The sequence below is a fragment of the Acidomonas methanolica genome (assembly GCF_004346035.1).
Lineage (GTDB): Bacteria > Pseudomonadota > Alphaproteobacteria > Acetobacterales > Acetobacteraceae > Acidomonas > Acidomonas methanolica.
This window is the reverse complement of record NZ_SLZN01000047.1, coordinates 1-12,789: the sequence shown is the minus strand read 5'-3', so window position 1 is coordinate 12,789 and position 12,789 is coordinate 1. Positions and strand designations below refer to the sequence as shown.

The following is a 12,789-nucleotide window of genomic DNA, read 5'->3' as shown; positions in this document are numbered from 1 at the left end:
ACTTCGTCGCTGCCTACAATTTCGCCCGAAGGCTCAAGACATTGCGCGGCCTCACTCCATATGAATTCATTTGCCAGCAGTGGGAAAAAGAACCACCACGGTTCATACATAATCCGCACCATCAAATCATGGGACTAAACATCTAGCATTGTTGGCATCATGATAGGGACAATAGGCAGGTGAAGGCTTCGGAGCCTTCACCTGCCTCAAATTCGTTAAGCAGACGGTTTAAGCCGATTTTTCAAACCGTCTGCTTTCAGAAAATTTGAAAAGCACTCATTATGTCCGATATGAGGGCGTAAGCGGCCTATTTCCTGAGTTGGGCGACACCGAGTTCCACCCACATCCAGGTAAAGTCGTATGCGGCGATGCCGTGCTGGCCGTCTCCTGACCTTGCGGCATTGTTCTCAAGATGTTTGAGCCAATCTATGAGCTTTTGACGGTCGGCTGCCGTGCGTGCTGCCTGACGTGGCGTAAGGTTTCCGAGCGCGGGCACCGCCTCGTCGAGTACCTGCCGGTAATGACGATCCATCACCTCGCCAACGAGCCGCGCCTCCTCCTCTGGCGAAATGGACAAAGAGCCCTCATCCCGCAGGCCGGATCGCGCCTCCCGTTCGGCCATCGTCTGGCCGGGCGTCATGATCTGCGTGAGCGGCGTTCCGACCAGACTGCCGAGCACTTCGGCCAGCATCGCCTGCCCACGCGCCGCCCGTTCCCGCGAGTTAACCCCGACAAGGAGTTGCCTACCCTTCAGTTCCAGCGTGCCCAACACCGTCGCGCCGTCATCCATCTCGCTTGTCAGGGAAAGGCCTGCCTTTGCCCGCCCTTGCGGCCTGAACGCTTTCTTGGGCGCTTCATGATTCTCAAGCCAGTTCCAGAACGTCCGGTTCTCCGGACGCAGATCCGGGACAGCATCCAGCGCTGCCGCGACAGTCTTCTGCGTCACCCCTTTTGCCAGCGGGTAACGAATCTCGTGGAACAGAAGCTCATCACCGTCACTGTTGAAAAGAAGCTGAGGCGCTCCCTCCATTTGCAGGGCCATGGTCTCCAGGGTCCGGAACAGCCAGGTCAGCGTAAAGGCCGGGGCAAGCTCCCGTAGCGTCTCCGTATCCACTTTCGGAAAAGCCGACCTGCCGCGTCGCTTGCGCAACGCCTTGTAAAAAGATTCCGCGAGATCCTCACAGGCCGCCGCGGAATAGGCCAGCAGGCCACCCGCGAGAATCATCTTTCCGTCCGACGGTACGATACGGGCGGCAATCCGGTCCCATTGCCGCAGCGTCCGGGTCGCCGTGCCCTCCTGCACGCACACCGGCTCCCCGGCGCGCAGGAGATCGCGCGCCATCAGGCTCCTGCCGGGCACGATCTCGGAAACTTCATACAGGCTCATGACCGAAGTTTTCAGCGCGCGCATATAGGCGCTGTTCCTCGGCCCTTCTTTCCAGCCGCGCCGCTTCAGATAGGCATCGACAAAGTTGGCGCCGCCGTCCCATTCCTGCGTCAGGAAATCCTCGAAGGCACATCCCCACAAAGTCATGGCCACATCGGGACCGAGGATTTCCTTCAGGTCATCGAAGCTCACTTCCGCCGCGTCCAGCGCCGGTCCCAGATGCTGCTCCAGCACCTCATCGAAGCAGGCGCCCCAGTCGTCCTGCCCAAGATAACGGATCAATCCGGAGAGTTCATGCGATGCCATGGTTCGTCCTGCCAGCCATGCCGAACCCTACCCCAGAACTGCGATCCCCGCGAGGAGCCTGGACACGATCGGACAGATCGGCACCGAGGTTACTTCCTATCACGCGGACGTGAAACCAACCAATCGCAGGAGCTTCCTACGCTGGAATTTGATTCCAGTTGTTTCCTATGTGTTTCCTGCGGGGGATTTTGGGCACAAAAAAAGCCACCCTCAAGGGTGGCTTTTCTTCTGTCTTTTCAGACGTTTAGCGTATGGTTGCGGGGATAGGATTTGAACCTATGACCTTCAGGTTATGAGTTCCAGTCCAATACTTACACAACTGCCGCATAGAGCCGATTTTCCTACGATAAATGGCGGTTTTTCTTAAGTTTTTGATCGTCTTCTGCTACACTCTCCCACGACTGGAATTGCCTGATTTCACTCCCAAATGATTCCTATTTGATTCCAGTGATTCCAACCGGGGAAGGATGTCCCATGGTCAAGATCACCAAACGTTCCGTCGAGGCCGCCGCCAGAACCGGCAAGGAATACTTCCTCTGGGATGACGAGCTTCGGGGCTTCGGTCTCAGGGTCCACCCTTCGGGTCGAAAAATCTACCTCGCCCAGTTTCGCGCAGGCGGACGCATCCGCCGGGTCAATATCGGCCCGCATGGCCCGATCACACCAGATCAGGCCCGCACCGAGGCCATGAAGCATCTTTCCGATGTCCGGCTGGGCAGCGATCCCGGCACACAGCGGGACCGCCTGCGCGCCGCCGCAACCATGAAGGAGTTTGGCAAGCGGTTCCTCGACGAACATGTCGCCGTACACTGCAAGCCCTCGACCCAGTACGAATATCGCCGCTGCGTGGACCTGTTCATCATCCCGAAGCTGGGGACGCTCAAGGCCATCGACGTGACCCGCGCCGATGTCGTCGAACTGCACCAGGGATTGAAAGAGACACCCTATCAGGCCAACCGGGTATTGGGCGTGCTGTCGATCATGTTCACCCTGGCCGACACCTGGGGCGTGCGGACGGACGGGATCAATCCGTGCTGGAAGGTCAAGCGCTACAAGGAAGTGAAGCGGGAACGTTACCTGACACCCGATGAACTGGCGCGGCTGGGCAAGGTGCTGCGCGAGGCGGACGGCGAGCCGGAGGCCGCGACCTGCATCCGGCTGCTCCTGCTGACCGGATGCCGTCTTGGGGAAATCCAAACTTTGAAATGGGATTACGTCGATGTCCGCGCGGGCGTGCTGCGCCTGCCGGATTCCAAGACCGGAGCCAAAGTCGTACCCATCGGCAAGGCAGCGCTGGACGTGCTGGCGAACATTCCCCGGATCGACGGCAATTCCTATGTGATCACCGGGAAGATGGACGGTCAGTATCTGACCGACCTCCAGAAACCGTGGCGGCGGCTGCGCGCACGGGCCGGACTGGATACGCTCCGCATCCATGACCTGCGCCATTCCTTCGCCTCAGATGCGCTTCAGCTTGGCGCAGACCTGACCATGATCGGGCGGATATTGGGGCACACGCAGGTGCAGACCACCGCGCGGTATGCCCATCTCAAGACCGATCCCGTCCGCACCACTGCCAACAAAGTGGCGGATGCCATCGCCAGCGCACTCGAGAGCCCCGCACCAGAAAACAGGATCAACCGGGCTTTTGTTCCAGTCGATGCACCTCTGGCGATATTGAATGAAACCCCTCTTTGAGATATATTCCCATCATGAACGTGACGCCTGACCAGATTCGTGCCGCCCGCGCCCTGTTGCATCTGCCTCAGGACGAACTCGCACGTCGCGCCCACGTCTCCGTCGTGACCATCCGCCGTCTGGAGAGCGAGGTCGGCGCGCGGCAAGTCACGCCGATCGTGCTGGACGGGGTCTGCCGGGCATTGGAGCAGGCGGGAGCAGAGTTCATTCCTCACGGCGTGCGCCGCAAAAACGCCCCACGCGCCCAGGCGGAGAGGCTTTTCGCGGATCTGCGGGCAATCAGCCTGCGCAGCGCCGAACGATTGAAGGATCATGACATCCTTACGAATCACGACCTTTACGATGAGAACGGCCTACCAGCGTGATCGTCATCGACACTTCTGCGCTGGTGGCCATTTTGCGTCGGGAGAACGAAGCCGACGAGTTCCTCCGCCTGATCGCCGAGGCGGATCGTTGCCTGCTTTCCGCCGTCAGTCTATTGGAAACCAGCATGGTGCTGGCCGGGCGAACCGGCAATGAAGCCGCCTGGAACGATTTGGATGATCTAATCGAAGTCGCCAGCATTGAGATCATAGCACATGACACCGAACAGACACAGATTGCCCGTGCTGCATTCCTGCGGTTTGGGAAAGGACGACATCCGGCTTGTCTGAATTTCGGCGACTGCGCGAGTTATGCACTCGCATGCGTCCACGACGCACCATTACTCTTCAAGGGAGACGATTTTCCACAGACAGACATCACAGTAGGGTGGCCTACCAAAAAATAGCGGGAATTTTTACTCGTTCATGGGTGAACGAATCTACGCCGATAATGGTGACCAAGAACCACTCACCCTTTACGACGGCCATAGTGAAAATTAGCCTATCAAATTAGGGGAGTGCAGATGGGAACAAAGTCATTGAGGGTCGCAAAAATGCGGCTCGACCTAAAGAATCCACGCATCTTACAGGCCACAAGCCAGCGTGAGGCTCTTCAAAAAATCATTGATGATCAAGATCTCAAACTCGTTTTGTTGGCCGAAAGCATCGTAAAAAACGGACTCAACCCTATGGATCGCTTCCTTGTCGTTCCATCAGAAGACGAGACGGGAAAATACACAGTTATCGAAGGTAATCGACGCTTCGCAGCAATCAAAATACTACAAAACCCAACTGTGTTAACCGGTCTGAATGTTCGCACATCTGTGCAAAAACGCCTTGAAGCCCTTGCTTTGGACTTCGACGTCAAGACTCTCGAACCCTTGGATTGCTTCGAAGTACCAGCCCGAGAAGACGGAGCTATGTGGATACAGCAGAGGCACACAGGCGAGAACCAAGGCCGAGGAATTGTCGACTGGAATGGTGTGGCGCGCGCCCGTTTTCGTGGGAGCGATCCTGCGCTCCAAGCGTTAGACTTTGTGCTCAAGCACGGTGAATTACAGGAGGATCAACAAGCCGAAATTGAAAATAATTTTCCAATTACGACATTAGATAGACTTCTTTCTACACCTGACGTTCGTAGCATTGTCGGTATTGAGATCACCGGTGGAAAATTACTTACGGGTTTGCCGTTTGATGAAGTCATGAAGCCACTTTCACGTATGGTGCGTGATTTGGCTTCGAACATTATCAACGTGACCAAGTTGAAACTCCAACCGCAAATGGTCGCCTATGCAAAAGGCCTCGGCACCGACTTGCCAGACCTCTCGCAGCTTTCAGACACGATTGTTCCAGTCGAAGATCTTGTACCGCCACCCGTAGGCGGATCAACGAGTTCCGACAATCCACCACCTAACGGTGGCACAGAGAGCAAAGGTGGTAAAACAACAGGGAGCGGCACATCAAGCAGTCCTAAAAAGCCGAGGGCTACCGCACGCAAAACCTTAGTCCCACGCGGCTCTTCTTTAAATGTCGCCAACCCCAAAATTGCAGAAATTGCAAAAGAGCTACGAACGCTACCCCTCGCTAATTATCCACACGCCATCTCCGTCCTCCTGCGGGTATTTCTGGAATTGTCCGTTGATCAATACCTCACGCATCATGGCATTGCTTTGAGAATAAAAACCCCAGGAGGACCGACTATTGACAAGAAGCTTCAGAAAAAAGTGGCCGAAGCAATAGACAATATGGTTTCCTCTGGCGTTCCGACAAGAGAACTAGATGGCATCCGAAAGGGAATCAGTGATAAGCATAATCCACTTCACATAGATACACTTCATAACTACATTCATAATGCTTTTTATTCCCCGACTGAGCGTGATCTGACCGTCGCATGGGACAACGCTCAGCCATTTTTTGAACGTTTGTGGCCATGATTATAACAGAAGACCGACCTACCCCATGCCGCTTGGTTCATTTCACCCCACTCCGCTACCCAGGCGGCAAGGGCAAATTAGCCGCATATGTGAAGGCTCTAATAGCCGCCAATAGCCTTCACGACGGGACTTATGTCGAACCCTATTGCGGAGGAGCAGGGATCGCGCTCGAACTACTTCTACAAGAGTATGTCTCACGAATCCATATCAATGATGTTAGTGAGTTAGTTCATTCATTTTGGTGGAGTGTTCTAAACAGTACTGATGAACTCTGTCGTCTCGTCACAGACACACCCCGAACAGTCGAAACCTGGGACGAACAGAAAATTATCTTGATGAACCCCGCCGACCATTCGCGTTTGGCTGTCGGCTTCGCCATGTTCTTCCTAAATCGTACCAACCGATCAGGCATCCTTAACGGCGGGATTATCGGCGGACGAAACCAAACAGGCCCTTGGAAAATCGATGCTCGCTACAATGCAAATAAATTAGTGACACGCATTGAAGCGGTAGCTCGCATGAAACAGAACATTACCCTCAGCAATCTAGATGCAGTCAATTTAATTAATCAAGGGGCAAAGAAATGGCCCCCAAATACCCTCGTTTACTTGGACCCACCATACTATGAAAAAGGACGTGATTTATACTATGATTTTTATGAACATGATGATCATAAAGCTGTAGCGGACCTAGTCCAAGACAAATTATCCAAACAGCACTGGATTGTATCTTACGACAATGTTGATGCTATTTGCGAGATGTACGAAAATCGTCGACGAGCAATTTATAGTATCGGATATAGTGCCCGCAGCACAAAGAAGGGCTCCGAGGTCATGTTTTTCTCAGATGGCTTAAAAGCACCAGCATTGGTTGGCCCCATTGTTGCAACTGAGGAACCCACATCGGAGCCGATCGAAACCGCCTGTTATCGCAAAGCTATGGTCGGGTAAAGTCCTCATTCATTGAAGAAAAAAGGGAAAGGAAGGCCCTTCGCCTCCCTTCCCCCAAACGCCGCCTACAGAGCGACAGGGCCGCTTGCTACGCAGGGCTTCGCCCCGCTGGCGCGCAACCCGGCCACTCCCGCCGTCATTTGTCCCCAACTCTCCCGCGCGGTCGCCCGCCTCCGGGAAGCACGCACGGGTGCTTCCTCGGCGATTTTACCGGCAGGAGACAGGGACATGACCGACAATGTATATGGGGCTTTCCGCAATGTGATCCGCCACGGCGACAGCGTTTCCCTTATGCGGGCGATGCCGCGCGGGAGCGTGGATTTCATCCTCACGGACCCGCCCTATCTGGTCGGCTATCAGGGGCGCGACGGGCGGACGGTGCGCAACGACGACAACGCCGCATGGCTTCGTCCCGCGTTCAACCAGATGCACCGCGTTCTGAAAGACGGCGGTTTTGCCCTTTCGTTTTATGCCTGGAACCGTATTGACCTGTTTATGGCGGCATGGAAGGCGGCGGGGTTCCGGCCCGTTGGGCACATCATTTTCCGCAAGTCCTATGCGTCATCCGCGCGTTTCGTCCGCTACACCCACGAAGCGGCCTATCTGCTGGCCAAGGGCGACGCGAAACTGCCCCACCAGCCCATCCCGGACGTAATCGACATGCCCTATTCCGGCAACAAGATGCATCCTACGCAGAAGCCTGTCGCCGCACTTCTTCCGCTGGTTCATGCCTTCTGCCCGCCGAGCGGAATCACGTTCGACCCGTTCTGCGGGTCCGGTTCATCGCTGGTCGCGGCGCAGCATCTCGGGCGCGACTGGCTGGGCATGGAACTGGACGAAGCCCACGCCGCCACGGCATCCCGGCGGCTGGCCTACTGGGGCGAGAGGCGGGCGGCGGCATAGCCGCCTGATTTCTATCTACCGCATTTCTCTTTAAATTCGGCCTCAAAATCGCGCGCCGATCCTCACGGATCGGCGGAAAAACAAAACAGCATTAATAACCATTCTACTTAAAGCGCGCTCTGAATAATCGCGGCCAACCTTCGCGTAATACGGTCAATCAGAAAGTCATCGATAGGCATCTGTCGATTGTGTGCAGCGTCAATAAGTGCCCCTGTTATCGTGCACAAGTCATCTGCCAGAATTTTTGCAGTGTTCTCCTGAACAATTCCCTGACATTTGAGGAACGACGCAACAACCGTGCAAAGCTCAGCCGCTACCAGCAGATGATCCGCTTCCAAAGAAAGAGCCGCCTCCAACCGATCAAGCCGGACCGTAAGCGATGGACGGCTCTTGTCCGCCTTCACGGCAGCGACGACCAGACAGCGCACACCCTCGGAAAGTGGCAACGAGCAAGCGGTTTCGAGTAATGACGCAACGTCATGGACCAGTGTTTCCCGTACCCGACGACTAAGTGCCGCGACAACGCTCTCCTTGTTCTCAAAATATTGGTAGAGCGTGGCAATTCCCACGCCAGCACGTTCGGCGATAGCGTTGGTACTGAAACTTCGTCCCGTTTCCAGAAGCTGAGCAGTCGCCTCCAAAATAGCGTCGATCGTCGCTTCTGAGCGTGCCTGATGCGGCCATTTCCTCGGTGCAAATGACAGATCGGCTCCCTCTACGAAAATGCGAGTAACGCCACCGGCGACCATACCGCTACCCTTGGATGCCTCTTGCCTTCCTTGCGGAGCCATCATGACCAGTCCTCTCTTTCGTCCACAATTCGCACCGCAGATTCAATGTGTGATTGACCGTCTTTATTCCGAGACACTCTCGCAAGATCCAGCGATACGCCAGTTGGCGCAAGCCAAAGGACTGACACATGACGGCCAGCGCGGTTTCTACGAGGCCATGAAAGATGCCAGACTACCCGTTACGCCAGAGTTTGGCGCCCTGCTCTACATTCTGGCACGCAGCACCAGAGCCCAACATATCATCGAATTCGGCACGTCCTTCGGTGTTTCAACATTATTTCTCGCAGCGGCTTTACGCGACAATGGCGGGGGCCGACTGGTGACATCGGAACTTCTCTCAGACAAAGCAGAAAGGGCTTCCGCCAACCTGCGGGAGGCAGGACTGGCAGACCTCGTGGACATTCGCATCGGGGATGCCCGCGCCACGTTATCGCATGATCTTCCTGAGTCGATCGACCTGATCCTGCTCGATGCGACTAAACGACTCTACCTCGATCTCTTACTCATGCTGGAGCCTGCATTACGAAAAGGTGGCCTGGTGATCAGCGATCGCGCCGATCTCGGTGGTGACGACGGCGGTCGCGCAGCAGCCTACCTTACCTATTTGACAACTCCAACCAACGGATATCGCATCGCCAGCATCACTACACAGGCGTTGGGACAAACCTTTGCTCACGATATGGCGGTGCGCACCTGATTATCGAAGAAACGATAGGCAATGTATTTGCACGTTCGTCATGACTCTCTTTGCGATCATTCAACCCTTTGACCGCTCTACAACGAGGCGAGACAACGCGGCGCTCTGCACCGCGAGCGGCACGGCCCTCACGGGCCGCCCGTTAATTCATGTGACGCACATCACGCCATTTCGTGATGCGTCCTTCGCACTATGCAAACAGGAAACCCGCCAAGGATCATGATCTGTCCCCAACGCTAACGGAGCCCCCCAAGACAGGAGAGCGCCCGCCATGTCGATTGACATCTGGCATTCGGAGCCCGATTTGCGGGCACTCGACCGTCTGGACGAGGCCGGGCTGGCCGGAGCCTTTATGCGCCGTTGGGACAGTTATCGCGACGACTACCGCGAGACTGCCCACCTCACAGGAGACAGCATAGTGCGGGCTGGAAAACAGTGGAGCCATTTCTGCGAACGATGGAGGCTGCGTTTTCCCGCATGATCCCGATATCCCCATCACCCGTATTCCCGTCATCTGGAAACCCAACGCCACCAGCGGCATCATCACACTGACACCGGCATTCGATCCGTTCGCGCCGCCTGCCCTGCCCGAATTTTCCGCACTGGGAGAGGTGGTCTTCGAGAAAACCGACGCAATAGGGCAAGTGATCGTCCTGACCACCCAAGAGGCGACATTCTCCCTCTCCCTGCATGGCGGCACCGCCGCCATCATCCGCCCGGCGCTGCATATTCCCCTTGATCCGCTCTTCCGACGCCGGACGAACGAAGCCATGCGCTTTTCCTCGATGGCGCTGGGCTTCTCGCTCCCGACACGTCATCCCCGACGCATCACCCAGACCCGCCATCGCTGGCTGCTTCTCCGCCTCCACGCCTACGATCTCCGTCGGGCCGGAGCCAGCCAGCGCCAGATCGCGTCCCTCCTGCTCGATCCCGCCGCCATGACCATGCCCGATGGGGTCTGGGGCGACTCCGCCCTCCGCGCCATGGCCCGCGCCCGCGTGACGAGGGAAGCGCCCTTGTTCACGGCGGATATGTGACCCTGCTCGACGGAGTCTGATGCCCGCTCCCTATGCGCCCGATTACGCCTGCCTGCGCCAAAGAGGGGGAGAAATCCGCGCACGTCATTTCCTCCACTCCCTGACGGCACTTTTCCCGACAGCCTTCCGAAAGCGCCACCGCTTCACCCCCTGAAGCACGAAGCGCCGACAGGAGGATTCCATGACCCACGACAAACCGGCGTCACCACCCCCGCTGACGCTGCCACCGCCGCGCCCGGTCCCCGCGCGCTTCCTGCGCGACTATCTGCGCACCACCGAAGTCGCCGAACTGCTCGGCCTCTCGCCCCGCACCCTGGAGAAATACCGCTGCGTCGGTGAAGGCCCCGCCTTCCTCAAACTCGGCCAGCGTGTCCTGTATGCCCGCTCCGACGTGGAAGCCTGGCTCCAGGCCCATCGCTGCGCCCATACCTCCGATGATACGTACACGTCCGTCATCGACGCGCGACGTGCCCGGAGGCGGGAACCATGACCGGCATGGACGCCTCCGACGCTCCCGGCCTGACCACGGTGGAACTGACCTATATCGAGAAGCGCGTCGAACATTGGCTGCGTTTTGGTCAGTCGGTCTCAGACAAAGTGCTGGACAAGCGCCGCCGTCTGGTCGCCTTCACGCCCGGCAGCGTGTTCGGCTTTATTCGCTGGACCGCCAACGATTACGGGACCGTTGTCTCCTGCTTCGACATCGTGCGCGTCGTGGAACGAGGTGCCGCCTTCCAGACCGTGCCTTTCGTACGCCCTGGCGGGGAATTGCTGCTGGACGTGTCCGGCTGGCCCAAGGTCCGGCGTGTGTTGGAAGAAATCGACGCCATTGAGGAACTGGGGCTGCACCCCGCCGAAATCTGCCCCGATCACTGGCGCATCCTCAATGGCCGCATCGCCGCCAATGTAGCCTCCCGTCCCTATACCCTCGCCATGCACAAGGCATGGATAGCGCGAAAGAGGCTGCTGTCATGACCCGGCGCGCCTGGTTCTTCGGCACGTATTTCATCGTGCTGGCGGTTGGCGCGTCCGCCGCCATACACGTCGCGCCCCGGCTGTTGTGGAACGAGACGGCCAGCGTCCCGGTCGGGCTGTATCGGGTGTGGCCCGGCAGCGCGCTGCATGTCGGGGATATCGCCGCGCTACGTCTACCCGACCGGCTGGCGTTGTTGCTGGCGCGGCGTGGTTATCTACCGTTTGGTGTGCCGTTGCTGAAACCCGTCGCGGCATTGCCTGGGCAAAATGTGTGCCGCACGAAAAGCGCCATCAGCATTGACGGCGAACATGCAGGCGACGCACTCGACAGCGACCACAGGGGGCGCCCTCTCCCTGTCTGGCAGGGCTGTCACCGCCTCTTGCCTGACGAGATTTTCGTTATGAACCCGGCGGAACCGCACAGCCTCGATGGACGGTATTTCGGCCCGCTTCCCGCCGCGTCCGTAATCGGCAGGGTTCTCCCGCTCTGGATCACCACCGGGCGCGCCGAACCTCATTCGTACGAAATGCCATCACCCGTGCTGCTGCCCCAGCCCCTGCAATGAATCCCTAACAGGAAAGGCCATTCCAATGATCCATCTTGGTACCTTCACCCGCACTGAAAACGGGTTTTTCGGACAGATCACATCCTTTCTCATGGCCGACGATCTGGCCATCGTTCCGAACGAAAACCGCACCTCCGAAAACGCCCCCGATTATCGCGTCCTGCGCGGCCTGGATGATGACGGGACGGAAGTCGGCTGCGCCTGGGCACGACAGGGCGAACGCATCGGCCTGTGGCTTGCCGTGATGATCGACGATCCGCTGTTCGCACGCCCGCTGCGTGTCCGGCTGATGCCCGACCGCGACAACGCCGACAGCTTCCGGCTGGTCTGGAATCGGCCCGAGTGGCGTCATGGCCCGCGTTAAAACGGCGCTCATGCTGCTGCCGATTTGCGGCGGTCTTGCAGCCAATTTGCAGACGGCCAGCGCCGCACCGTTCGATGTCTATGTCACCGAGGCGGCAACACGGATGCAAATTCCCCAGTCATGGATCACGGCGGTGATGCGCGCGGAGAGTACAGGTGATGCTTCTGCGGTATCACCCAAGGGTGCGATGGGCCTCATGCAGATCATGCCCGACACATGGCGGGAGCTTCGCGCGGCATTGAATCTGGGGAGCGATCCATACAATCCGCGCGACAACATCACAGCGGGTGCGGCCTATCTCCGCTGGCTGCATGACCGCTACGGCGATGCGGGATTCCTCGCGGCCTACAATGCTGGTCCGGGACGCTATGAAGAACTGTTGAGAACCAGGCGAACATTTCCCGACGAGACGCGGAAATACGTCACGCGAGTAACTACGCTGCTGCGCGGAAAGTCGCTCGGCGATCCGGTTTTCGACGCGGATTTTGTCGATCGACCGCACGCCGAAATACTGTCCGGAAGTCGGCTTTTCGTCGGCCCGTTTGTATCCCGAACAGTGGCCCAGGACACGCCAGAGATGATGTCGATTTTCGTTCAGGTGATGCGATCGGAGGCACCATCTCGTGGCCTGTTCGTCTCCGTTTCGCAAAGGAGCGCGCCGTGACGTCTTGTTTGCGGTGTTGGCGCGGACTTGTGCTATCGTGGAGCGGCTTTTTCGGTGGCGCTTCATGTATTCGACCGACATCAGGAAGAAGAAAAAGAGGAAGGCAAGATAAAACGGCCTGCCACGTCGGACGACGAAGCGCGGTCGCGCTTCGT

Annotated in this window: 16 protein-coding genes and 1 pseudogene; 15 read left to right on the top strand and 2 right to left on the bottom strand. The window is 57.6% G+C overall.

Going from position 1 to position 12,789, the window contains the following annotated elements:
- Window positions 1-146: pseudogene (locus EDC31_RS16295) on the top strand (IS481 family transposase); the annotation flags it as partial.
- Between the two features lie 161 nt (window positions 147-307).
- Here EDC31_RS16295 and EDC31_RS16290 read toward each other — a convergent pair.
- A complete protein-coding gene (locus tag EDC31_RS16290) occupies window positions 308-1,693 on the bottom strand; it encodes a hypothetical protein (RefSeq protein ID WP_042058843.1) in 1,386 nt (461 codons plus the stop codon).
- 474 nt (window positions 1,694-2,167) lie between these two features.
- Between EDC31_RS16290 and EDC31_RS16285 the strand changes: the two genes are divergently transcribed.
- The 6 genes from EDC31_RS16285 (at window position 2,168) to EDC31_RS16260 (ending at window position 7,540) form a co-directional block, all read left to right on the top strand.
- Window positions 2,168-3,391: a tyrosine-type recombinase/integrase gene (locus EDC31_RS16285; protein ID WP_243697815.1), complete on the top strand. Its 1,224-nt coding sequence runs from the start codon at window positions 2,168-2,170 to the stop codon at window positions 3,389-3,391.
- Window positions 3,392-3,405: 14 nt separating this feature from the next.
- Window positions 3,406-3,756 carry a helix-turn-helix domain-containing protein gene (locus EDC31_RS16280; protein WP_042062247.1) on the top strand — a complete coding sequence of 117 codons (351 nt, stop codon included), beginning with the start codon at window positions 3,406-3,408 and terminating at the stop codon, window positions 3,754-3,756.
- Window positions 3,753-4,160, top strand: coding sequence for a type II toxin-antitoxin system VapC family toxin (locus EDC31_RS16275; RefSeq protein ID WP_042062233.1), 408 nt, complete (start codon window positions 3,753-3,755; stop codon window positions 4,158-4,160). Before EDC31_RS16280 ends, EDC31_RS16275 begins: the two co-directional genes overlap by 4 nt.
- 147 nt (window positions 4,161-4,307) lie before the next feature.
- Window positions 4,308-5,687, top strand: coding sequence for a ParB/Srx family N-terminal domain-containing protein (locus EDC31_RS16270; protein ID WP_132127173.1), 1,380 nt, complete (start codon window positions 4,308-4,310; stop codon window positions 5,685-5,687).
- On the top strand, window positions 5,684-6,637 hold the full coding sequence (locus EDC31_RS16265) for a DNA adenine methylase (RefSeq protein WP_081797937.1): 954 nt from the start codon (window positions 5,684-5,686) through the stop codon (window positions 6,635-6,637). Before EDC31_RS16270 ends, EDC31_RS16265 begins: the two co-directional genes overlap by 4 nt.
- Before the next feature lie 228 nt (window positions 6,638-6,865).
- Window positions 6,866-7,540, top strand: coding sequence for a DNA methyltransferase (locus EDC31_RS16260; RefSeq protein ID WP_042062235.1), 675 nt, complete (start codon window positions 6,866-6,868; stop codon window positions 7,538-7,540).
- Window positions 7,541-7,647: 107 nt separating this feature from the next.
- Here the strand turns inward: EDC31_RS16260 and EDC31_RS16255 are convergent, their stop codons facing one another.
- Complete coding sequence (locus tag EDC31_RS16255) at window positions 7,648-8,334, bottom strand: TetR/AcrR family transcriptional regulator (protein ID WP_081797938.1); 687 nt, start codon at window positions 8,332-8,334, stop codon at window positions 7,648-7,650.
- Between EDC31_RS16255 and EDC31_RS16250 the strand changes: the two genes are divergently transcribed.
- From EDC31_RS16250 to EDC31_RS16215, 8 genes are all read left to right on the top strand, one after another.
- Window positions 8,333-9,028, top strand: a complete 696-nt coding sequence (locus tag EDC31_RS16250; RefSeq protein ID WP_042062237.1) for an O-methyltransferase — start codon at window positions 8,333-8,335, stop codon at window positions 9,026-9,028. The two genes, EDC31_RS16255 and EDC31_RS16250, sit on opposite strands and share 2 nt — an antisense overlap.
- A 271-nt stretch (window positions 9,029-9,299) precedes the next feature.
- Complete coding sequence (locus EDC31_RS16245) at window positions 9,300-9,509, top strand: transcriptional regulator domain-containing protein (protein ID WP_042062239.1); 210 nt, start codon at window positions 9,300-9,302, stop codon at window positions 9,507-9,509.
- Window positions 9,510-9,639: 130 nt separating this feature from the next.
- The gene (locus EDC31_RS16240) at window positions 9,640-10,065 is read left to right on the top strand and encodes a DNA -binding domain-containing protein (RefSeq protein WP_132127172.1); all 426 of its coding nucleotides are present in this window, start codon (window positions 9,640-9,642) and stop codon (window positions 10,063-10,065) included.
- 181 nt (window positions 10,066-10,246) lie between these two features.
- Window positions 10,247-10,555, top strand: a complete 309-nt coding sequence (locus EDC31_RS16235; protein ID WP_132127171.1) for a helix-turn-helix transcriptional regulator — start codon at window positions 10,247-10,249, stop codon at window positions 10,553-10,555.
- 5 nt (window positions 10,556-10,560) lie between these two features.
- On the top strand, window positions 10,561-11,040 hold the full coding sequence (locus EDC31_RS16230; RefSeq protein WP_042057061.1) for a DUF2840 domain-containing protein: 480 nt from the start codon (window positions 10,561-10,563) through the stop codon (window positions 11,038-11,040).
- Entirely contained in the window at window positions 11,037-11,606 is a 570-nt protein-coding gene (locus EDC31_RS16225) for a S26 family signal peptidase (protein WP_042057058.1), read from the top strand. Before EDC31_RS16230 ends, EDC31_RS16225 begins: the two co-directional genes overlap by 4 nt.
- 25 nt (window positions 11,607-11,631) lie before the next feature.
- Window positions 11,632-11,970, top strand: a complete 339-nt coding sequence (locus EDC31_RS16220; protein ID WP_207912135.1) for a DUF736 domain-containing protein — start codon at window positions 11,632-11,634, stop codon at window positions 11,968-11,970.
- Window positions 11,971-11,980: 10 nt separating this feature from the next.
- Window positions 11,981-12,634, top strand: coding sequence for a lytic transglycosylase domain-containing protein (locus EDC31_RS16215; RefSeq protein ID WP_186820034.1), 654 nt, complete (start codon window positions 11,981-11,983; stop codon window positions 12,632-12,634).
- The last annotated feature ends 155 nt before the right edge of the window (window positions 12,635-12,789 follow it).

What these genes read in the sequence shown, in the direction of transcription:
- EDC31_RS16290 (WP_042058843.1), bottom strand. Translation starts at nt 1,693, where the DNA reads ATGGCATCGCATGAACTCTCCGGATTGATCCGTTATCTTGGGCAGGAC.
- EDC31_RS16285 (WP_243697815.1), top strand. Translation starts at nt 2,168, where the DNA reads ATGGTCAAGATCACCAAACGTTCCGTCGAGGCCGCCGCCAGAACCGGC.
- EDC31_RS16280 (WP_042062247.1), top strand. Translation starts at nt 3,406, where the DNA reads ATGAACGTGACGCCTGACCAGATTCGTGCCGCCCGCGCCCTGTTGCAT.
- EDC31_RS16270 (WP_132127173.1), top strand. Translation starts at nt 4,308, where the DNA reads ATGCGGCTCGACCTAAAGAATCCACGCATCTTACAGGCCACAAGCCAG.
- EDC31_RS16265 (WP_081797937.1), top strand. Translation starts at nt 5,684, where the DNA reads ATGATTATAACAGAAGACCGACCTACCCCATGCCGCTTGGTTCATTTC.
- EDC31_RS16260 (WP_042062235.1), top strand. Translation starts at nt 6,866, where the DNA reads ATGACCGACAATGTATATGGGGCTTTCCGCAATGTGATCCGCCACGGC.
- EDC31_RS16250 (WP_042062237.1), top strand. Translation starts at nt 8,333, where the DNA reads ATGACCAGTCCTCTCTTTCGTCCACAATTCGCACCGCAGATTCAATGT.
- EDC31_RS16255 (WP_081797938.1), bottom strand. Translation starts at nt 8,334, where the DNA reads ATGATGGCTCCGCAAGGAAGGCAAGAGGCATCCAAGGGTAGCGGTATG.
- EDC31_RS16245 (WP_042062239.1), top strand. Translation starts at nt 9,300, where the DNA reads ATGTCGATTGACATCTGGCATTCGGAGCCCGATTTGCGGGCACTCGAC.
- EDC31_RS16235 (WP_132127171.1), top strand. Translation starts at nt 10,247, where the DNA reads ATGACCCACGACAAACCGGCGTCACCACCCCCGCTGACGCTGCCACCG.
- EDC31_RS16230 (WP_042057061.1), top strand. Translation starts at nt 10,561, where the DNA reads ATGGACGCCTCCGACGCTCCCGGCCTGACCACGGTGGAACTGACCTAT.
- EDC31_RS16225 (WP_042057058.1), top strand. Translation starts at nt 11,037, where the DNA reads ATGACCCGGCGCGCCTGGTTCTTCGGCACGTATTTCATCGTGCTGGCG.
- EDC31_RS16220 (WP_207912135.1), top strand. Translation starts at nt 11,632, where the DNA reads ATGATCCATCTTGGTACCTTCACCCGCACTGAAAACGGGTTTTTCGGA.
- EDC31_RS16215 (WP_186820034.1), top strand. Translation starts at nt 11,981, where the DNA reads ATGCTGCTGCCGATTTGCGGCGGTCTTGCAGCCAATTTGCAGACGGCC.